20 protein-coding genes are annotated in these 18398 nt (G+C 62.8%); 9 read left to right on the top strand and 11 right to left on the bottom strand.

Annotated elements, in window-relative coordinates:
• Positions 1-86: 86 nt before the first annotated feature.
• The 5 genes from ACLP2E_RS02000 to ACLP2E_RS01980 all read right to left on the bottom strand — a co-directional run bounded on the left by ACLP2E_RS02000 (position 87) and on the right by ACLP2E_RS01980 (position 3945).
• Complete coding sequence (locus ACLP2E_RS02000; protein ID WP_442465002.1) at positions 87-1085, bottom strand: WD40 repeat domain-containing protein; 999 nt, start codon at positions 1083-1085, stop codon at positions 87-89.
• A 28-nt stretch (positions 1086-1113) separates the two neighbouring features.
• Positions 1114-1857 carry a metal ABC transporter ATP-binding protein gene (locus tag ACLP2E_RS01995; RefSeq protein ID WP_442465001.1) on the bottom strand — a complete coding sequence of 248 codons (744 nt, stop codon included), beginning with the start codon at positions 1855-1857 and terminating at the stop codon, positions 1114-1116.
• Entirely contained in the window at positions 1854-2006 is a 153-nt protein-coding gene (locus ACLP2E_RS01990) for a hypothetical protein (RefSeq protein ID WP_442463276.1), read from the bottom strand. Before ACLP2E_RS01990 ends, ACLP2E_RS01995 begins: the two co-directional genes overlap by 4 nt.
• A gap of 22 nt (positions 2007-2028) precedes the next feature.
• Positions 2029-3618: a glucan biosynthesis protein gene (locus ACLP2E_RS01985; protein WP_442465000.1), complete on the bottom strand. Its 1590-nt coding sequence runs from the start codon at positions 3616-3618 to the stop codon at positions 2029-2031.
• Positions 3619-3708: 90 nt separating this feature from the next.
• Positions 3709-3945: a hypothetical protein gene (locus ACLP2E_RS01980; protein ID WP_442464999.1), complete on the bottom strand. Its 237-nt coding sequence runs from the start codon at positions 3943-3945 to the stop codon at positions 3709-3711.
• A 161-nt stretch (positions 3946-4106) separates the two neighbouring features.
• Between ACLP2E_RS01980 and ACLP2E_RS01975 the strand changes: the two genes are divergently transcribed.
• The 5 genes from ACLP2E_RS01975 to ACLP2E_RS01955 all read left to right on the top strand — a co-directional run bounded on the left by ACLP2E_RS01975 (position 4107) and on the right by ACLP2E_RS01955 (position 9664).
• Positions 4107-5000, top strand: coding sequence for a peptidylprolyl isomerase (locus ACLP2E_RS01975; RefSeq protein WP_442463273.1), 894 nt, complete (start codon positions 4107-4109; stop codon positions 4998-5000).
• 256 nt (positions 5001-5256) lie between these two features.
• Positions 5257-7530, top strand: a complete 2274-nt coding sequence (locus tag ACLP2E_RS01970; RefSeq protein WP_442464998.1) for a TonB-dependent receptor domain-containing protein — start codon at positions 5257-5259, stop codon at positions 7528-7530.
• Between the two features lie 44 nt (positions 7531-7574).
• The gene (exbB, locus tag ACLP2E_RS01965; protein ID WP_442464997.1) at positions 7575-8465 is read left to right on the top strand and encodes a tonB-system energizer ExbB; all 891 of its coding nucleotides are present in this window, start codon (positions 7575-7577) and stop codon (positions 8463-8465) included.
• A 3-nt stretch (positions 8466-8468) separates the two neighbouring features.
• Entirely contained in the window at positions 8469-8894 is a 426-nt protein-coding gene (gene exbD, locus ACLP2E_RS01960; protein WP_442461092.1) for a TonB system transport protein ExbD, read from the top strand.
• Positions 8891-9664 carry a TonB family protein gene (locus tag ACLP2E_RS01955; protein WP_442464996.1) on the top strand — a complete coding sequence of 258 codons (774 nt, stop codon included), beginning with the start codon at positions 8891-8893 and terminating at the stop codon, positions 9662-9664. The genes exbD and ACLP2E_RS01955 overlap by 4 nt, the downstream gene beginning before the upstream one ends.
• Positions 9665-9888: 224 nt before the next feature.
• Here the strand turns inward: ACLP2E_RS01955 and ACLP2E_RS01950 are convergent, their stop codons facing one another.
• From ACLP2E_RS01950 to ACLP2E_RS01935, 4 genes are read right to left on the bottom strand one after another with little or no spacing between them, the layout of a single operon-like run.
• On the bottom strand, positions 9889-10671 hold the full coding sequence (locus ACLP2E_RS01950) for an anti-sigma factor family protein (RefSeq protein WP_442464995.1): 783 nt from the start codon (positions 10669-10671) through the stop codon (positions 9889-9891).
• Entirely contained in the window at positions 10668-11201 is a 534-nt protein-coding gene (locus ACLP2E_RS01945) for a sigma-70 family RNA polymerase sigma factor (RefSeq protein ID WP_442461089.1), read from the bottom strand. Before ACLP2E_RS01945 ends, ACLP2E_RS01950 begins: the two co-directional genes overlap by 4 nt.
• Positions 11202-11217: 16 nt before the next feature.
• Entirely contained in the window at positions 11218-11586 is a 369-nt protein-coding gene (locus ACLP2E_RS01940; protein ID WP_442461088.1) for a c-type cytochrome, read from the bottom strand.
• Positions 11583-12527: a metallophosphoesterase family protein gene (locus ACLP2E_RS01935; protein WP_442464994.1), complete on the bottom strand. Its 945-nt coding sequence runs from the start codon at positions 12525-12527 to the stop codon at positions 11583-11585. The genes ACLP2E_RS01940 and ACLP2E_RS01935 overlap by 4 nt, the downstream gene beginning before the upstream one ends.
• 175 nt (positions 12528-12702) lie before the next feature.
• On the opposite strand from ACLP2E_RS01935, the gene argJ reads away from it, so the two are divergent.
• From argJ to ACLP2E_RS01920, 3 genes are all read left to right on the top strand, one after another.
• Positions 12703-13950, top strand: coding sequence for a bifunctional glutamate N-acetyltransferase/amino-acid acetyltransferase ArgJ (gene argJ, locus ACLP2E_RS01930; RefSeq protein WP_442464993.1), 1248 nt, complete (start codon positions 12703-12705; stop codon positions 13948-13950).
• Between the two features lie 133 nt (positions 13951-14083).
• A complete protein-coding gene (locus ACLP2E_RS01925) occupies positions 14084-14485 on the top strand; it encodes a (deoxy)nucleoside triphosphate pyrophosphohydrolase (RefSeq protein WP_442462090.1) in 402 nt (133 codons plus the stop codon).
• Between the two features lie 290 nt (positions 14486-14775).
• Complete coding sequence (locus ACLP2E_RS01920; RefSeq protein ID WP_442462091.1) at positions 14776-15363, top strand: GNAT family N-acetyltransferase; 588 nt, start codon at positions 14776-14778, stop codon at positions 15361-15363.
• A 297-nt stretch (positions 15364-15660) separates the two neighbouring features.
• On the opposite strand, the gene ACLP2E_RS01915 is transcribed toward ACLP2E_RS01920, so the two are convergent.
• On the bottom strand, positions 15661-15846 hold the full coding sequence (locus tag ACLP2E_RS01915) for a hypothetical protein (RefSeq protein WP_442462092.1): 186 nt from the start codon (positions 15844-15846) through the stop codon (positions 15661-15663).
• On the opposite strand from ACLP2E_RS01915, the gene ACLP2E_RS01910 reads away from it, so the two are divergent.
• Complete coding sequence (locus tag ACLP2E_RS01910) at positions 15845-16237, top strand: hypothetical protein (RefSeq protein WP_442462093.1); 393 nt, start codon at positions 15845-15847, stop codon at positions 16235-16237. The two genes, ACLP2E_RS01915 and ACLP2E_RS01910, sit on opposite strands and share 2 nt — an antisense overlap.
• Before the next feature lie 97 nt (positions 16238-16334).
• Here the strand turns inward: ACLP2E_RS01910 and ACLP2E_RS01905 are convergent, their stop codons facing one another.
• Positions 16335-17774 carry an IS1182 family transposase gene (locus tag ACLP2E_RS01905; protein WP_442462094.1) on the bottom strand — a complete coding sequence of 480 codons (1440 nt, stop codon included), beginning with the start codon at positions 17772-17774 and terminating at the stop codon, positions 16335-16337.
• Positions 17775-18398 lie beyond the last annotated feature (624 nt).

Here is an 18398-nt window from a genome sequence, read left to right as displayed (position 1 = left end):
GGGTTGCCGACTACCCTAGGACACATTCCTTAACAATCGAATTCCCTCGCGATTTATCGATGTGAAATCTGGCGCTTCTCTCCGCTTCAGCTTGGAAAATCCAGCACGCCGGCCTGGCCGCCCCGGGTTCCGAACACCATCCTTGCGCCCGTGGCGTCGAAGGCCAGGGCGGCGATGGCGTCGCGCTCGCCCTCGGTGCGGCGGACCAGGATTTCCGCGCCGTCGCTCAGCCGCACCAGCAATATCCAGCCATCGTCATAGCCGATGGCGACGACCAGGGCCTTGGGATGGAAGGCGACGCTGGTGACCACCACGTCGGGCCGCACGCCGCATTCGCGCGGAGGCTGGCCCATCGGCCCGTCTTTTCCCGAGAACGGCCAGACGATGCAGCCGTCGGCGCCGGAAGTGGCGAGCCAGCCGCCGTCATGCGACCAAGACAGCGAACGCGGCTTGGCCGGATAGCCCGACATCCGCATGTTCTTCTTGTCGGCGAGGCGCCAGCCGTGCAGCATGTTTTCCTGCATCGAGGTGACGACGAAACGCCCATCCGGCGAGACGGCGGCGTCGAGGTGCGAGCCCTTCCACTCCAGCGCTTCCGGCCCGGCGGCGGTGTTTGGGAACCACAGGCTGGCCCCGTTGTAGTGGGCGATGGCGAGGCGATAACCTTTAGGGAAAAAGCCAAGGCCGCGAACGCTGGAGGGCGCCTGCCAGTTCTTGACCTCTCCCTTGGCGTCGCGGGCGCGGACGAATTTGCCGCTCGACCAGGCTATAGCCCCGTCGTCGCGGCAGGCGAGGGCGTCGATCCAGCCCTTTTCCCTGGCGAGATTTTCGACCTTGCCGGCGGCGTCGATGGCGACGACGCGGCCGTCGTCGCCGCCGGTGAGCATCCGCTTGCCGTCGCAGGCGGCGACGAGGATGGCGGCGTCGTCATGCGCGGGTATGCGCCGCTCCGCGCCGATTTCGGCCAGCAGCACGGCGCCGTCCGCCAGAGCCAGAGCCGGCGTGCGGCCCAGGAAATTGGCCGCGACGACTCCGGCTTTCGCCTCGATCGGCGTGACGCATTCGGTGATGGAGGACATGCTCATCGTGGAAAATTTCCAAACAGACGGTGGGTCATGCGACCCGGTCGCAGGCGGCGGCGGAATCGTCGAAGGCTTCGATCAGGCGGCGGGCCTTGCCGAGATTTTCCGGCCCGAGCGCGGCTTTGGTCGGACCCCAGGCGATTTTTTCGCGCGCCAGCAGCAGGCAGTCCGGAAAATGCGCGCGCACGAGTTCGGTGTCGTGCAGCACCGCGACGATGGTGCGGCCCTCGCCATGCCAATGGGCGATCAGGCCTAGAAGATCGGTCACGGTGCGCTCGTCGATCGCGGCAAACGGCTCGTCGAGCAGGATCACCGGCGCGTCCTGCAGCAACAGCCGCGCGAACAGCAGGCGCTGCGCCTGGCCGCCGGACAGGGCGCCGATCGGGCGCCGCTCGAAGCCGGACAGTCCCACTTTCGCCAGGGCGTCGCGGACCGCCTGTTCGTCGGCGCGTTTCATGCCGCCAAACAGACCGATGCGCCGCCACAGGCCCATTGCGGCCATGTCGAAGACGTCGATGGGAAAGCTGGCGTCGATCTGCGTCGCTTGCGGCAGATAGGCGATGTCGCGCGGCCGCGCGGCCCCGAAGTCGATGGCGCCGCCCATCGGCTTCAACACGCCGGTCAGCGCTTTGAGCAGGGTGGACTTGCCGGCGCCATTGGGTCCGCAGATCGCCAGCAGCGCCCCCTGCGCGATCTCGCCGTCGAGATGATGCACGGCAGGGTGGCGGTCGTAGCCGAGCGTCAGATTTTTCAGACGGATGGTCTTGTCGGTCATGACAGGGCCCAATGCACGCCGCCCCATAGAGCGGCGACGGCGATCAGCACAATCGCCAGTCTTTGCGCTGCGGACAGGCGCAACAGCGAGAAGGCGGCGTCCTTGCGCCGCCGCTCGCCGTGGTCGTGCGCATGATTTTCCGCATCCATCGCGCCGCCGCTCTCCTCACATTCAGAACGGATGATACTGGAACATCCAGGTTTCGGACAGAATCTTGTCGCCCTGCTTGAGTATGGCGCGCAATTCCACCGGGTCCTTGCCCTCGACCTCGGCGAGATCGAAGGTGACGCGCCAATGGCCGGCGACGCCGTCGGGAACCGGTTCGATCATCCGGTAGTCGGTGAATTTTCCGCGGGACGCCTCGACCTCCAGCTCCGGCTTGGTCCCGAAAGCCAGGTCGTTGAGCGGGCCGCCGAGAAACTCGACCATGAACTTGCGCACGTTTTTCGGGCGCGGCTGGCCGGGCTGGCCGCCATTGCCGAGCCTGGTGGCGACGACCCGCGCCAGCGGCGTCGGATAGGGTTCGTCGGCCAGCCAGTGCAGGCGATAGGAAAAGGTGAATTCCGATCCGGCGGTCGCCGGCGTCTCCGGAACCCACATGACGACGATATTGTCGTGGATTTCGTCGTCGGTCGAAAGCTCGACCAGATGGATCGCGCCCTTGCCCCAATCGCCCTTGGGCTCGACCCACAGGCTCGGGCGGCGCTCGTAATTGACGCCGTCGAGATAATGATCGAACACTCTGTCGCGCTGCAATAGCCCAAAACCCTTGGGCGACGTGTCGCTGAAAGCGGAAGCCATGATATGCGGCGGGTTATTGAGCGGCCGCCAGAGCCGTCCGCCCCAGCCGGTCCACATCGCGAGGCCGTCGGAATCATGCACTTCGGGGCGCCAGTCCACCGCCGTCGGTTTTTCCGTTTCGGAAAACCAGTACATCGAGGTGAGCGGCGCGATGCCGAAGCGTACGATATCGCCGCGCAAAAAATAGGACTGGTCGATGTCCATGACCACGCCTTCGCCGCGCGTCATCAGGAATTTGACGGCGCCGACGATTTTCGGTCCTTCGAGCAAGGCATAGACGGTGACCGTGTCGCCCGATTGCGGCCCGATGTAGATCTGGGTGAAATCGGGGAATTCCTCGTTGCGGTCGGCGACCGCCGTATCGACCGCCACGCCTCTCGCGGAAAGGCCGTATTGGTGCAATTCGCCGATGGCGCGGAAATAGGAAGCGCCGAGAAAGGCCACCCAGTCGTTCTTGCGCCAATCGAATTTCGGACTGTCCTTGGCCTCCTGGAAGCGAAAACCAGCGAAACCGGCGCCTTTGGGCAAGGCCTTGGCCGGCGAGTTTTCCGGCATGTCGAAATAGGCCGGATCATAGATGATTTCCCGCGCCGTATCGTCTTCGGCGACGAAAATATCGACGGCTTTCTTGAAGAAGCGGCCGAGGTGGAAAAAGGTCACGGGGAATCGATTGGGCCCTTCCGCGTAAAGCGCATAGGCGTCGTTGAAATGGATCCGCCCCCAGGCCTCGTAGTCAATCTTGTAAAGCACGTCGGGCGACGGCATGGCGGGGCCTCGATAGGCCTCTCCAGCCATGGTCTTGGCCCGGGCCTTCAGCAGGTCGAAGGAAAAAGGCTTTGACGGTCCGAGTTTCAGGCCCGCCGCCGCAAGGGCCGGAGCGCCGCCGGCGGCCGCCAGCCCGGCCGTGGAGGCGAGCGCAAGATTTTTGCAGAAGGTCCGGCGATCGAGGATTTTGGGCATGGCGTTCCGCTCAGGGCGATTTTCCGGACGGAAGAATCAGGGAGGGTAAGCAGCGATGATAGCGCGATTCCCGCGCTAAAAATCGGAAGATCAGCGCCGGAACGGCTCGTGCGCCACGGCGGCGCGCATAAAATAATAGAGGCCAACGAAACCGATCACGATGAAAACGACTTCAAAGATGTGGCCGACGGTCGGACCGAGCTGAAACAGGCCGCCGAGCGCCCAGCCCGCCGCCCAGGAAGCGCCGACGAGTTCGGTTCCGACGAGAATCGCCAGGGCGATCAGCGTCCGCGCGTTCGTCCAGTTGATGGGTTTTTGATCGGACATGGTCTTGACCTTGTTGGAGGCAAAAGCTCTAAACCATCGCAAAGCAGGGCGCAATGCGGCTCGGTTCATGCGCGGCTTGTCGCCAAGCGCGTTTTGGGGCAGAACAGCGCGCCAAATGGCGGCCGGTAGCGCGCCGCTTCATCGGGAGCTTCGAGCCAAAAATGGTCTTTTTCAAATCCCCCATCGCCGGCGCCCGTCGCGCCGCCCTTGTCCTCACACTTTGCGCCGCGGCGCTGACGCCGGGCCTATCCCAAGCCTTGGCCCAGACCAAGGTGCTGGCGACGGTCAATGGCGCGGAAATCACCGAGGCCGACCTGGCCACGGCGCGCGAGGACGTCGGTTCGACCCTGCCCAAGCAGATGAACGACCAGGCGCGCGACAAGGCGCTGCTCGATTATCTGATCGACGTCAAACTGGTCACCCAGAAGGCCATGGCCGACAAGCTCGACCAGACACCCGAATTCCAGAAGAAACTCGCCTATTTCCGCGAAAAGCTGCTGATGGAGAGCTTTCTCGGCGTCGTCGCCAAGGGCGCGGTGACCCCGGCGACGATGAAGACGACCTATGACGAGGCCGCCAAGGCGCAGAAGCCGGAAATGGAAGTTCACGCCCTGCATATTCTCGTGCCGACCGAGGAAGAGGCCAAGACCGTCGAAAAGCGGCTCAAGGCCGGCGAGGACTTCGGCAAGCTGGCCGATCAATTGTCCAAGGATCCCGGCTCGAAGGGCGGCGACCTCGGCTGGTTCACCAAGGAGCGCATGGTGCCGGAATTCGCCGAGGCCGCCTTCAAGCTGAAGGCCGGCGAAGTCTCCGATCCGGTCAAGACCCAGTTCGGCTGGCATGTGATCAAGGTGCTGGAAGTGCGCGAACACCCGTTCCCGCCGATGGATCAGGTCAAGGACCAGCTCGAGCATTACGTCGCCCAGAAGGCGCAGAGCGAAGCCATCGTCAAATTGCGCGAAGGCGCCAAGATCACCCGAACCGACAATGCGGCGGCGCCCGCCGACGCCGCCAAGCCCGACGCCGCCAAGCCCGCGGATGCCTCGAAGAAGTAATTTTTCGCAAGAAATGTCCGCATTAAAGGAAAGCCCCGCTCCGGCGGGGCTTTTCTTTGCGCGAATCCAAGTGACGCCGCATCCAAGTGACGAAAAATCCTGCCAAATTCTATGGCAAACGGCCTTCCTCACGCAACCCATCCCGGCCCTGGCCCGACGCAGGGCGTTGACAGACCGTACATTATAACATTACATCCTTGGTCATGCGTGACGCCGGCGAAGGCTGGCGGCATGACGGTTTTCGCGCGGGGTGGCTATGCGTATTCCTAGGGCTCTTCTGCTGGGCGGCTCGCTCGTCGCGCTTTTGGGCGCGAATGCTGGCGCTATCGGCCAGACCGCTCTGCCCGAAGTCGTGGTGAAGCAGGCCAAGCCGGCGGCGCCGGTAAAAACTGCCGCCGCGCGCAAGACCGCGCCGCGACCGAAAGTTCGGCAGGCCGTCCATCAGCCCGTGCGGTCTGTGCGCCCTGTGGCGCCCCCGGCCGCCCCCAGCGAGTCGCCGGAAGCGGCCGCCGCCAAGGCCTTCGCCGCCAAAACCGAGCAGCTTAATCAGACGCGCGAACATATCCTGCCGCGCGTCGGCGCCAATTCGACCGATCTCGACCAGGCGACGATCGCCGCTCTGCCACAGGGCGACAATACGCCGATCGAGAAGGTCCTGCTCCAGACCCCTGGATTTTCGCAGGATTCGGCGGCGAGCGGGGCGCTTCATCTGCGCAACGAACACGCCAATGTACAATATCGCATCAATGGCGTGCTGCTTCCCGACGGCGTCTCCGGCTTCGGTCAGGTGCTCGACAGCGGCCTGATCGGCAATGCCGCGGTGATCGACGGCGCTCTTCCGGCGCAATTCGGCCTGCATACCGCTGGCGTCGTCGACATCACCACCAAAAACGGCGCCTTCGACGGCGGCGGCAAGATCGGTCTTTACGGCGGCAGCCTCGCCAATTTCACGCCGAGCCTCGAATACGGCGGGACATTCGGGCAGACCCAATATTTCGTCACCGCCCGCTTTCTGAGCAGCGACATAGGCATCGAAAATCCGGCGCCGAGCTACGATCCGATCCACGACCATACCGATCAGGGCAAATTCTTCGGCTACGCCTCCACCTTGCTCGGCGATGGCGGGCGTCTCACCTTCATGAGCGGAACCGCCGTCGGCAATTACCAGATTCCGAACAATCCGGGCCAGCCGCAGGTCTATCCGCTTCCGGGCTATGGCAATTACACCTCCTCGATGATCAACGAGCACCAGCTGGAGCAGAATTATTTCAACATCGGCGCCTTCCAGCAGACCATCGGCAATATCGACTACCAGATCGCCGCCTTTTCCCGTTACAGTTCGCTCAATTACTATCCAGATCCGATTGGCGATCTCATATATAACGGCGTCGCGTCGAATGTTTCCCGCTCCAGTTTCCTCAATGGCCTGACCGAAGACACGGCGATCCGGGTGAACAACGAGCACACCGTGCGCACCGGCTTTTACGCCAGCGGCGAATTCGCCCAGACTTTCAATTCCTCGGTGGTGTTTCCGGTCGACGCCAATGGCAATGTCACCGGGGCGCCTTTCACCGCGCCGACGGACCAGACCGCCAAGACCGGCTGGCTGCTCGGCGTCTATGTGCAGGACGAGTGGAAGATCAACAGGCAGTTCACCATCAACGCCGGCCTGCGCTTCGACCAGATGTACGAATATGTGGACGCCAATCAGATCAGCCCGCGTTTCAGCATGATCTACCGGCCTTTCGATGACACCGCGATCCACGCGGGTTACGCGCGTTATTTCACGCCGCCGGAAATGGCCTTGTCGGCCCCGACCAATCTGGCCATCTATCAGGGAACCTCGCAGCAGCCCTCGGTCAATCTCGACACCGCCGTCCAGCCGGAGCGGTCGAACGTCTATGATATCGGCGTCGATCAGAAATTCGGCGCCCATTGGTCGGCCGGTCTCGACGCCTATTACAAGACCGCGACCGACCTGCTGGATGATGGACAGTTCGGCCAAGCCTATACTTTGACAGCGTTCAACTATGCGCAGGGCTGGAACGACGGACTGGAAGGCAAGGTCAAATACCAGGACGGAAATCTGCAGGCTTACGTCAATCTGGCTGTAGGCCGCCAGATGGCCACCCAGTTTGTGTCGAACCAATATCTCATCGACGCCGCGACCTATACTTATGCGCAAACGCACTGGATTCCGACGGATCACTCGCAAACCTGGACGGGCTCGGCCGGCGCCTCCTACCTGTGGTGGGGGACGCGCTTCAGCATGGACATGATCTATGGCAGCGGGTTGCGCAACGGCTTCGCCAATCTGACCACCGTGCCGCCCTATACGCAGTTCAATGTCGGACTATCGCACGATTTCAAATTGCTGGACGACGCCACCAAGCCGACCACCTTGCGTTTCGATGTCGTGAACCTGTTTGACACGATCTACCAGATCCGCTCCGGCAGCGGCATCGGCGTTTTCGCGCCGCAATACGGGCCGCGTATCGGCTTTTTCCTCGGGATTTCGCAAAAGCTCTGATCGCGGCGCGAGAGAAGCTTGGCGAAAACAAGGATCGAATGCTCATGAAACTCATCGGCCGCGTGCTTTCGAGCCTGTTCGCCGCTCTGATCTTGACGGGCGCGCTGTCGCTCGGGGCGCCGGCGCAGACGCCGCCCGCTCCGGCGGCCGGGGTCGCCGCCGCGCCCGCGACCGATCCGGCCGTCGATCGGCCGGCGACGGATGAACCCGGCTTGGCCGCCGCCTCGCTCCTGCCCAGGGACCTTTCGCCCTGGGGGATGTTTTCCTCCGCCCATGTGGTGGTGAAGGCGGTAATGATCGGCCTCGTGCTGGCCTCGCTGGTCACCTGGACCATCGCTTTGGCCAAGGGCTGGGAGCTTTTTGCCGCCAGGAGGCGCGTCGCCGCGCAAAACCTTTTGCTCGAGCGGTCGAACACGCTGGCGGAAGCCGGTCGGGCCTTGGCCAGTCAGGCGCAATTGGAGGCGGCGGCGCAAGCCGCTCTGCGTGAAATCGAAATGTCGGACGGCATCCATGACAAGGCGTCGATCAAGGAGCGTCTGGCTTCGCGGCTGGAGCGGATCGAGGCGGCCCTCGGCCGGCGCATGATGCATGGGACAGCCGCGCTGGCGACCATTGGCGCCATCGCGCCTTTCGTCGGCCTGTTCGGCACCGTCTGGGGCATCATGAACTCTTTTATCGGCATTTCGAAACAGCACACCACCAATCTCGCGATTGTCGCGCCGGGAATCGCCGAGGCTTTGCTCGCCACCGCGCTCGGCCTGTTCGCCGCCATCCCCGCGGTCGTCATCTACAACATGTTTTCGCGCGGCGTCGCCGGTTACAAGGCGCTTTGCGCCGACGGAACGGCGGAAATCCTGCGCATCGCCAGCCGCGACCTCGACCGGGCCGAGAGCGCGCAGTCGTCGTGTTATCGGGCCAAAAACGCAGCGGAGTGAGCCATGAGCGTGCGTCTCGATCATGGCGACGACGATCTGGCGGAAATGCACGAGATCAACGTCACGCCGTTTATCGACGTCATTCTGGTTCTTCTGATCATTTTCATGATCGCGGCGCCGTTGGCGACGGTCGATATTTCCGTCGATCTGCCCATCGCCAACGCGCAGCCGCAAAAACGTCCCGACCAGCCCTTGTTCCTCACCCTGAAATCGGACCTCTCGCTGGTTCTCGGCGATCTGCCGGTGTCGCCGGAACACCTCGGTGCGGCGTTGTCGGAGGCCAGCGAGGGCGACAAGCAGCGGCGCGTGTATCTGCGCGCCGACAAGACGGTCGCCTATGGCGAGTTGATGCAGGTGATGAATGAATTGCGTTCCGCCGGCTATCTCAAGCTCGCGCTGGTCGGCCTTGAAACGGACGCCCCGCCATGACGGCCGCGGCGCCAGGACTGGTTTCGCCGATGCGGCCGGAATTTTTACGTTGGGCCTTGTGCGCCTTCGTCGTTCTGCTGGCCCATGGACTGGCCGCCTTCGCGCTGCTCCAGCGGGACGAAGAAACCGACCTCGACGGCGGATCGCCGGTGGCGCTGATCGAACTGGCGCCGATCCCGGTCGCGCCTTCATCGACCGAGACGGATCTTGCGCCGGGTCCGCCGACGCCGGACGCCGAGCAAATCGACCGCGTCGAAGCGAGCGAAAAGCCCAGGCTGGACCCGCCGCCCGTTCAGGAGAAGGTCCAGGACCCCGATGCGGCCGACCCCGCGCCGGTCATGGCGGAAAAACAGCCGCAAGAGGCGGAGGAACAGCCGCAGGTCGAAGCCTCGGTCGCCGCCGCGCCACCCGCCGCCGCAGAGACCGCCGTTCAGGCGGCCGCGCCCGCCGTCGGTCAGGCGACGCAAAGACCCTCGGCAGTGGACCTGCATTGGCAGCGGTCTTTGGTCGCCCATCTGGAGCGTGCGAAACGCTATCCCCATCAAGCCTGGGGCCAATCGGGAGTCGCGCGCCTGGCGTTCAGCATCGATCGGCAGGGCCGCCTGCTGGAAAGCCGGATCGTGAAAAGTTCTGGCTCCGCCATCCTCGACGCGGAGACGCTGGCCCTGGTCCGCCGGGCCGAACCCTTCCCCGCGCCGCCGAGCGACGTCGCCGAGAATCGGCTGTCCTTCGTCGTGCCTATTCGCTACGCTTCGTCGCTGTGGCGTTGATTTGGTCGCGCGGGCCAGCCACTCCGCCCGAGCGGGATTTCACAAGCGCCGGTTCATCTCGCTATCGGAAGGTCGCCTGAGTGCGGGAAAAGCGGCTGGCGGATCCTTCATGTCGTAAGAGCGCAACGAGCCGGAAGCCGATAGAAGCGCCCTTGGCGAGCGTCCCGCAGTTCGCTTTTGCAGTCAATTTCTACCGGCTTCCAGAGGGCAGGCGCGGATCAGCCTTACGGCGCAGGCTTTTTCACTTCCTCGCGTTCGCCGTTGGCGGCGGCACGGAACAAAGCGACGAAATCGGCCAGTTCCGATTCGGGCAGGTCGGTGACAGCGACATAGGCGCGATCCGAATCGCTCCAATGCGCCAGATGATAGCCGTCGAGGCGGCTCAGCCTGACCCTTTCGTCGCCGCCGCCTGTCAGCGCCAGTTCGGTCACGTCGATGCGATGTTCGCGTCGCCGATAAACCAGCGTCGGGACGATTTTACCGTCAATAGCCTCGACCCTGCCGCCAGCCAGCGGAAAACCAGCGGAGGCGAGATCAAGCGCGGCGACGGACAGAGGCGCGCGTCCGGCCAGCCAGGGTTTGACCGTATGCCGGTCGCTCGACGCGATGTCGACGCTCTGGCCGCCGATTTGCGTGCGCATGAAGGCGGAGACCAGCGCCCGGTCCTCGGACGGGGCGGTTCCACGCGAGGAAAAAGCGCCATAGCCGGCCAGTACCCCGACCAGCAGCGAGGCGGCCATGGCGCGCCACGGCGCACTGAAAATTCTGGTCCGCCGCGCGGGCGGCGCCGCCGCCAGGGCGACGATGCGGGCGCGCAAAGCCTCCGGCGCGGCTTCGGCGGGCAGGGCGCGGCGCAATGCGGCGTCGAGCGCCTTTGCCCGAGCGAATTCTGCGGCGAGAGCGGGATCGGCGGCGCAGGCGCGCTCGAAATCCAGCATGCCCGCCGCGTCGAGTTCGCCGTCGAGCGCCGCTTGCAGTTTCAGGATTTTTTCCTCTGCCGCGCTCACTTTGCGTCTCCCCAAATGGTCGCCAGAGCCGCGCGGGCGCGGGCGAGACGCGACATCACCGTGCCGATCGGCGCGTCGGTCGCCGCGGCGATTTCGCGATAGCTCAGGCCGCTGAGAACGCGCATCAGCAGGGTCTCGCGCAAGGCCAGCGGCAGGCCCGCGATGGCCTTGCGCAGCATGGCGCCCTCGTCGGCGGCGATCATCCGCGCCTCGGCGTCCGGCGCCGGATCGCCCGCCTGCAACAGCCCGTCGCTTTCGAGGTCGCCAATATCCGCATCCAGCCGAGAGCGCGGATTTTTTCGCGCCAGAAAGCTCAAACTCGCATTGCGGACAATGGTCAGCAGCCACGCGCGCGGCTGTTCGATGGATTGCGTCTCCAGCGCCGACAGCGCGCGCAGGCAGGAGTCCTGCACAATGTCCTCGGCGTCGGCGCCATTGCCGCATAAAAAATTGGCGAGCGAGTAAGCGGCGTCGAGATGCGGGAGGACGCTGGCGTTGAAACGTCGTCGGGCCGTTTCGCTGGCGGTCACGGACCTCTTCCCCGATTCAGCGGCGCAGAGTCTTCAAGAACTCGATGACGTCGGCGCGATCCTTGGCGTCGTCGAGATGATAGAACATTTTTGCGCCAGGGAGGAAATCCTGCGGACCGGCGAGCCATTTGTCGAGAGTGGCCTCGTCCCAGACGATGCTCGAATTTTTCAGCGCTCCCGAATAGGCGTAATCGCTGACCGACCCCGCCTTTCGCCCGAAAACGCCGCGATGTTTGGGGCCAATATCGTTCTTGTCGAGCGAATGGCAGTCCTGGCAGCCCTGGTAAAGCGCTTCACCGCGCTCGGCGTCGCCGCCGGCCACTGCGGGAGGCGCCAGCAGCAAGGCGGCCGCCAGCAATGCGGCGAGGAAAAGAGCGGCTCTCATTTCGCCAGCGCCGAATCGGTGATCGCCAAGGGGCTCACGCCGTGCGCAATGGCGACTTGGGTTATTCCAAGCAGGGATCGCAGCTGGCCGGGCGGAGCCAGCATCGGCCCCGGCGCCGGCGCGGTTTTCGGCGCCGGCTGCGGAAAGGCGGTCGAGCGCGCGGTGTGAAAGGTCACGGCGCCTTCGACCTTCTGCATCAATTGGTGAATATGCCCATTCAGCACGGTGACCGAGCCGAAGCGCGCCAGCAGGGCCAAGGCCTGCTGCGAATCCTCGGTGCCCCAGCCCCATTCCGGCGCAATGGTCCACAATGGAATGTGACAGAACACGACAATCGGGGTCGAATCGGTCTTGTCCCGCAGGTCATCCGCCAGCCAGGTCAGTTGATCGGGGCCGAGAAAGCCGAGGCCGTTCTTTTTCAGATCGACGACATTGTTCAAGGATATGAAGTGGACGCCAGAAAAGTCGAAGGAATAGTAAGCGCCGTCGCGCGCGCCCTTGCCGAAGCGCTCCATATAGGCTTTGGCCGTTTCCGCATCGAGAATGTCATGTTCGCCCGGCGCGTAATGCACCTCCAAACCGGCGCGTCCGATCGCTTTTGAGGCGTCATCGAATTGCTGCGGCAGGGCCAGATGGGTGATGTCGCCGGTATGGATCATGAAATCTGGTTTTGTCGACAAAGCGACTGCCTGGTCGAGCGCCTCGTTCAGGGTTTTCAGCGAATCGGGATTCGCCGGCTTTTCAAAGCCGATATGGCTGTCGGAAATCTGCACGAAGGAAAAGGCGGCGGTTTTCGCCTGCGCCGAGCCGATCAGGCGCGAGGAGGGAACGCCGCCTGCGACGGTCCAGACGACGCCCGTTCCGGCCCAGGCCATGCATTCGAGGACGCGCCGGCGATTGGGCGGCACTGCATTGTCGCTTTGGACGATGGGCTTGCTCATGGGCTTTCTCCGCAACGCGAGGGAGCGTCGATAAGGAGACTCGAGGACTGGCCGGTTTATTCCCCAGCCGCAAAGAGAAAGGCCGCGAGATTTTCGTCCATGCGTCGCCAAAGCGTCTTGACGGCGCCGCATTGGCCGACGCAAATCCGCGGGACCAAAACGTCAGGATAAAGCCATGGCCGCTGCAGTACCCGTCTCTCCGCTCGCCCCGAAAAATTTTGCCGAACTGCCCGCCATCGAGGGCGTGCGCCTGGCGACCGGCGCGGCCGGCATCCGCTACAAGGGCCGCACCGACGTGCTGCTGGCGGTATTCGACGAGGGCGCGACGGTGGCTGGGGTCTTCACCACCTCGAAATGCCCTTCGGCGCCGGTGGACTGGTGCCGGAAAAACCTCGGCCAGGGCAAGGCGCGGGCCTTGGTGGTCAATTCCGGCAACGCCAACGCCTTCACCGGCAAGCTCGGCCGCGAGGCGACGGAACTGACGGCGGAACTGGCCGCCAAGGCGGTCGGCTCCGACGAGGACGAGATTTTCCTCAGCAGCACCGGGGTGATCGGCGAACCGCTCGACGCTACGAAATTTGAAGGAATTCTCGAAAAACTGGCGGCGCAGGCGCGGCCCGACGGCTGGCTCGACGCGGCCAAGGCGATCATGACCACCGACACTTTTCCCAAAGTCGCCACGGCCAAGGCCAGAATCGGCAAGGTCGAGGTGACGATCAACGGCTTCGCCAAGGGCGCGGGCATGATCGCCCCCGATATGGCGACGATGTTGTCCTATGTCTTCACCGACGCGGCCATTTCCTCCGATGCGCTGCAAACCCTGCTGTCGCGCGGCGTGAAAAACACTTTCAACTCGGTGACGGTGGACAGCGACACCTCGACCTCGGACACTTTGATGCTTTTCGCGACGGGCGCGGCGGAAGCTCGCGGCGCGAAAAAAATCAAGAAGGCCGACGACAAGAAACTGGACGATTTCCGCGAAAAACTCGACGCCGTGCTGCTCGATCTGGCGCAGCAGGTGGCGCGCGACGGCGAAGGCGCCCGCAAATTCGTCGAAGTGCAGGTTTTTGGCGCCGAAAACGACAAGGCGGCCAAGAAAATCGCCTTTTCCATCGCCAATTCGCCCTTGGTCAAGACGGCGGTGGCCGGCGAGGACGCCAACTGGGGCCGGGTGGTGATGGCGGTCGGCAAGGCTGGCGAAAAGGCGGAGCGCGATCTGTTGTCGATCTGGTTCGGCGACATACGCGTGGCCCACCAAGGCCTGCGCGACCCCGATTACGACGAGGCGGCGGTGTCGCAGATCATGAAACAGGACAAGATCGTGATTGGCGTCGATCTCGGTCTGAACAAGGGCAAGGCGACCGTCTGGACCTGCGACCTGACCAAGGAATATATCGCGATAAACGGCGATTACCGCTCGTGACGGACATAGTGTTTTCGAGCGAAGTGGTCGCCGGTTCGCGTGAAGACCCGAAGGGCCGGGTTACCGAATACGCGTCAAAACAAGAAAATCGAGCTCCGATCCGATTTCATCGGATCGGACGAGGTTCCATTCCATGAAAATCCTGCTGGTCGTCGCCGTGGCCCTGATCGACGCCGACGACCGGATTCTCTTAGCCCAGCGTCCGCCGGGCAAGCAATTGGCGGGGCTTTGGGAATTTCCCGGCGGCAAGGTCGATCCGGGCGAGCGGCCGGAGGCGGCGCTGATCCGCGAGTTGCGCGAGGAGCTGGGGATCGAGGTCAAGGAGGCCTGTCTCGCGCCGCTGACTTTCGCCAGTCATGCTTACGAAAGTTTTCACCTTTTGATGCCGCTATACGTTTGCAGGCGTTGGCAGGGGCTCGTGAGCCCGCGCGAGGGCCAAGCGCTCAAATGGCTTCGCGCGAGGCAGTTGCGGGATGTACCCATGCCGCCGGCCGATGAGCCGCTGATTCCAGCGTTGATCGAATTGTTGCCATGATTAGGTCAAAAACCGGTTCAGGAACCATTCATCTCTTTATGTGTAATTAGGATGCTGCACTGCAAAATTGCAGCGCTTGATCAACTAACAACCCTTCACTATCTACCAAGCTGGGTGTGACATTTTGGCATATTGTGCGATCACGCAAATGTGAATAATCGCGTGTGCACAAAGTTCAGGCTTGAACTTTATGCTGCAGTGCAGCATATTATGCGCAGAGAGAGGAAGCGTTCTGGAGGGTTGCCTGCAATAGCGGCCTAAGGCCGCGTAAGGGATAAGGAATTAACCACATGGAACAGACCATGATCCATGGCGGCGTCATACGCAGACTATGGCCGGCTGATCTTCCCGCGTTTCGGGAGCATCTATTGCGCCTCGACGCGCAGAGCCGGTTTGACCGCTTTGCAATGGCTGTGAATGACGAGTTTCTCATTCGCTACGCAGATCGTTGTTTCGGCATCGATGACGTGATCTACGGCTATTATGTCGATGGGACCATGCGCGGCGCCGGTGAACTGCGCGCCGTGGGCAACAATATCATTGGCGGCTCGGTCGAAGCGGCGTTCAGCGTCGAAAAGGGCTGGCGCCGGCGTGGCGTCGGAACGGAACTGATGTCGCGCATCGTGCGCGCCGCCCGTAACCGTCGCGCCGACGCGCTTTACATGTCCTGCCTGGCGCGCAATGTCGCCATGCAGTCTCTGGCGCGCAAGTTCTCCGCGGATCTGCGCTTCGAGACCGACGACATGACCGGCAGGCTGGTGGCGCGCGCGCCGTCCGCCTCCTCGGTCTGGAGCGAATTCGCCGATAATGCGACGAGTTTCGCCACGGCGATGCTGGATCTGCAGACGCGCGTGTTCTCGCTGCAGCCCCGCCCGTAAAATTCCCCGTCCGCGCGAGGATATGCCCGAAAAGTTGCAGACTTTTCGGATCGGCATATGCGGTTAGACAAGCGGCCGGACCCCCGAATTGAAAAAAGCGCGCCGCGAAGAACGGCGCGCTTTTTTCGTTAAAGCCGTCGATTTCAACCGGGGGCGTCATTGCGAGCGGAGCGAAGCAATCCAGCGGCTGCGATTCGAGGCAAAGCTGGACTGCTTCCTGGCGCGCCTTCGGCTCGCGGCCGCAATGACGGCGCCGAAGCTAATCAAGCCCAAACGGCTCTAAACATTCAGCGTCTCTTACAAATCCGCCCAGCCGGGATTCATCGTTTCGATCATGAGCAGCTTCTTTTTCCGGCTGCCCGCCTTGACCTGCTTTCGCGCGCGATGGCGTCGTTCATGTCGTCGTAAAATTCGTAATAGACCAGCAGCGAGCAGCATGGCGGGCGGACGCATGTCGGATTTTAATCCCTTGGCCGTGACCATGCACGAATCTTGCTGGCCGGCAGACCTTTCCGACGACGACCATTCTGGCGCGCCTCGTCGCGCTCAACAAGGAGCGAGCCAGGGAAGAGCGCGCGGAAAAATCCGCTGGTTGCGCCCGGACTATCAAATCCCGCGCTTCGGATCGCCGAAGGAAAAGGCCGAACTCGATCTGGTCGGCGGCGGCATGACAGCCGAGGCCGCCGCGCCGGCCGGCGCGAAGCCGGCCTTTCCGAACGAGGACGTCATGCAGACCGCCGCGGTCATAGCGGCGCTCGCTTCCCCCAAAATCCGCTCGACGCCGACGCTATCGCCAAAACCTTCAAACAGGGCAGAAAAGTCGCGCACAAGATCGCCGCCGTTCTCGCGGCGCTGGCGCGCGTCGGCTATGTGACGAGGCCGTGCGAAAACACGATTTTCGGAACTTGCGGCAACAGCGGCCATGAAGCGCGGAGAGTTTTCGGGCGGTTTGGATTTCGTGCGAAGGCGCCTCAGGCGGCTCTCATCGCTTGGATGGTCGGCCCAACGCCGAGGATGGCGATCAGCCTCTTCAAGTTGTAGGCGAGAACGTGAAGGCTCATCTCCGTTTTCACCTTTTCAAGCGTGCGCATCCGGAAGTGGGTCGCGCCCATCCAGGCTTTGATGGATCCGAACGGGTGTTCGACGGTTTGACGCCGGATGCGCATGCTGTTGGGCGCGCGGTCCAGCCGTTCCTGCATCGCGTCGAGCACGGCTTCGTGCTCCCAGCGTTTGACGCGCCGCTCCTTTGAACGCGTGCACTGCGACTTCAGCGCGCAGCTGGCGCATTTCGTCGTCCAGTAGCAATTCAGTTTCATGCCCTCTTCAACGCTCGTACAATGCCAAATCAGCGTTTCGCCCGCGGGACACCGGTAGACGTCCTCTTGCGGATCGTAGACGAAATCCTGCTTGCCGAACCGGCCATCAGCCTTGGCCCCCGAGGTCAACGGCTTGGGAACAAGCGGCGTCACGCCCGCCGCCTCGCAGGCCAGTATCTCCTCGCCCTTGAAGTAGCCGCGATCGGCAATCGCCGTCAGCTCACGGGTTCCCGTCGCCGTCTGCGCTTGCTTCGCCATATTCGAGAGTTGAGTGCGGTCGTGGCCGATATTGGTGACCTCATGAGCGATGATCAGGTGATGCTGCGCATCGACCACGGCCTGAACATTATAGCCGACCAGGCCCGTATCCTTGCCGGTCGTCGCCATGGACCGCGCGTCCGGATCGGTCAGCGAAATCTGCTTGTCGGGCGCAGCGTGCACGGCGACTTCCAACGCCTTGTACTTGCGCATTTGCTCTCGCAGCGAGGCGATCTTGTCCCTCAGTCGTCCCGACTTCATCTGCGCCAGTTCGCCCTCGTGGCGATCCGCCGTCTCCAGCGCCGACAGATAGCGTGTGATGCTCGCCTCGACTTGCTCCATGCGGCGTTGGATCGAGCCGCGTGAGAACGACCTGTCACGGGAATTGACCGCCTTGAACCGGCTGCCGTCGATCGCGACGATCGCCTGGGTGAACAAATTGAGATTTCGGCAGAGCGCCACGAACTGCCGGCAGGCGGCGCGGATCGCCGGGCCATTGTCCTTGCGAAAGTCTGCGATCGTCTTGAAGTCCGGCGTCAGCCGGCCCGTCAGCCACATCATTTCGACGTTGCGCGCGGTTTCGCGCTCAAGACGTCGGCTTGACTGGATCTGGTTGATGTAGCCGTAAACGTAAATCTTCAGCATCGTGGCGGGATGATAGGCGGGACGGCCCGTCGTCTCGGGAACGACGCCCTCAAAGCCCAAGCCCCGCAAATCCAGCTCTTCGACGAATGCCTCGATCACCCGAACCGGATTGTTCTCTGCCACGTAATCGTCAAGGAACTCGGGAAGCAATACGCCTTGTTTTCGGTCTTCCCCCTCGACGAAGCGCTTCATTGCAATCCCCGCAGCATGGCCTCCCAAATTATAGCTGATTCATCGTTTTCACACAGCCTGTGACGGCGACGGACAACGGGCGAAGCTTCGCCCTCAGGCGGGCGGCTTAGCTCATAACACCAAGTCTCCGTGATCGCGGCTCGTCGCGATGATGGAACTCCTCGCATAAGCCAGATGAGCGTCGTCAGACGCCGTCTTTCGACGGCCGTAGGCTCCTGACTTAATCGCCTGGCGTGATTGCCGTCATGCCCGGCCTTGTGCCGGGTATCCACGCCAAGCCGCGAGCCATAAAGCCGAAAATAATGCGCAGCGGCGCCGCGTGGATGGCCGGGACGAATCCCCGGATCAAGTCCGGGGACGGCCGTGACGTCGCTGTTAACTTCGACCGATTGAGCCTTGAGCCTTGAGCGTCTTCAGGCGCCGGTCTTTCGAAAATCACGCATAGGTTGCAAAAAAAAGCGAACGCGGCGGGATGGGAAAATGTGAAAAAAGGCGCGTTTTTCGATCGATTTGCGTAAAAACGTGCTTATTTCCGCTGTTTTTCGTTCATTTTCACCCCGTTTTCATTCGCTCAACCGCGAGGTTGTGTTTCCCGGCGGCGAGGCGCGAAGCGTTCCGGTTCTC

The sequence above is a fragment of the Rhodoblastus sp. genome (assembly GCF_052145335.1).
Classification (GTDB): Bacteria; Pseudomonadota; Alphaproteobacteria; order Rhizobiales; family Beijerinckiaceae; genus Rhodoblastus.
This window is presented reverse-complemented; position numbering and strand designations above follow the sequence as displayed.

Bases quoted from the DNA above. Each gene is read 5' to 3' on its own strand.
- ACLP2E_RS02000 (WP_442465002.1), bottom strand. From the start codon at position 1,085: ATGAGCATGTCCTCCATCACCGAATGCGTCACGCCGATCGAGGCGAAA.
- ACLP2E_RS01995 (WP_442465001.1), bottom strand. From the start codon at position 1,857: ATGACCGACAAGACCATCCGTCTGAAAAATCTGACGCTCGGCTACGAC.
- ACLP2E_RS01990 (WP_442463276.1), bottom strand. From the start codon at position 2,006: ATGGATGCGGAAAATCATGCGCACGACCACGGCGAGCGGCGGCGCAAG.
- ACLP2E_RS01985 (WP_442465000.1), bottom strand. From the start codon at position 3,618: ATGCCCAAAATCCTCGATCGCCGGACCTTCTGCAAAAATCTTGCGCTC.
- ACLP2E_RS01980 (WP_442464999.1), bottom strand. From the start codon at position 3,945: ATGTCCGATCAAAAACCCATCAACTGGACGAACGCGCGGACGCTGATC.
- ACLP2E_RS01975 (WP_442463273.1), top strand. From the start codon at position 4,107: ATGGTCTTTTTCAAATCCCCCATCGCCGGCGCCCGTCGCGCCGCCCTT.
- ACLP2E_RS01970 (WP_442464998.1), top strand. From the start codon at position 5,257: ATGCGTATTCCTAGGGCTCTTCTGCTGGGCGGCTCGCTCGTCGCGCTT.
- exbB (WP_442464997.1), top strand. From the start codon at position 7,575: ATGAAACTCATCGGCCGCGTGCTTTCGAGCCTGTTCGCCGCTCTGATC.
- exbD (WP_442461092.1), top strand. From the start codon at position 8,469: ATGAGCGTGCGTCTCGATCATGGCGACGACGATCTGGCGGAAATGCAC.
- ACLP2E_RS01955 (WP_442464996.1), top strand. From the start codon at position 8,891: ATGACGGCCGCGGCGCCAGGACTGGTTTCGCCGATGCGGCCGGAATTT.
- ACLP2E_RS01940 (WP_442461088.1), bottom strand. From the start codon at position 11,586: ATGAGAGCCGCTCTTTTCCTCGCCGCATTGCTGGCGGCCGCCTTGCTG.
- ACLP2E_RS01935 (WP_442464994.1), bottom strand. From the start codon at position 12,527: ATGAGCAAGCCCATCGTCCAAAGCGACAATGCAGTGCCGCCCAATCGC.
- argJ (WP_442464993.1), top strand. From the start codon at position 12,703: ATGGCCGCTGCAGTACCCGTCTCTCCGCTCGCCCCGAAAAATTTTGCC.
- ACLP2E_RS01925 (WP_442462090.1), top strand. From the start codon at position 14,084: ATGAAAATCCTGCTGGTCGTCGCCGTGGCCCTGATCGACGCCGACGAC.
- ACLP2E_RS01920 (WP_442462091.1), top strand. From the start codon at position 14,776: ATGGAACAGACCATGATCCATGGCGGCGTCATACGCAGACTATGGCCG.
- ACLP2E_RS01910 (WP_442462093.1), top strand. From the start codon at position 15,845: ATGCACGAATCTTGCTGGCCGGCAGACCTTTCCGACGACGACCATTCT.
- ACLP2E_RS01915 (WP_442462092.1), bottom strand. From the start codon at position 15,846: ATGGTCACGGCCAAGGGATTAAAATCCGACATGCGTCCGCCCGCCATG.
- ACLP2E_RS01905 (WP_442462094.1), bottom strand. From the start codon at position 17,774: ATGAAGCGCTTCGTCGAGGGGGAAGACCGAAAACAAGGCGTATTGCTT.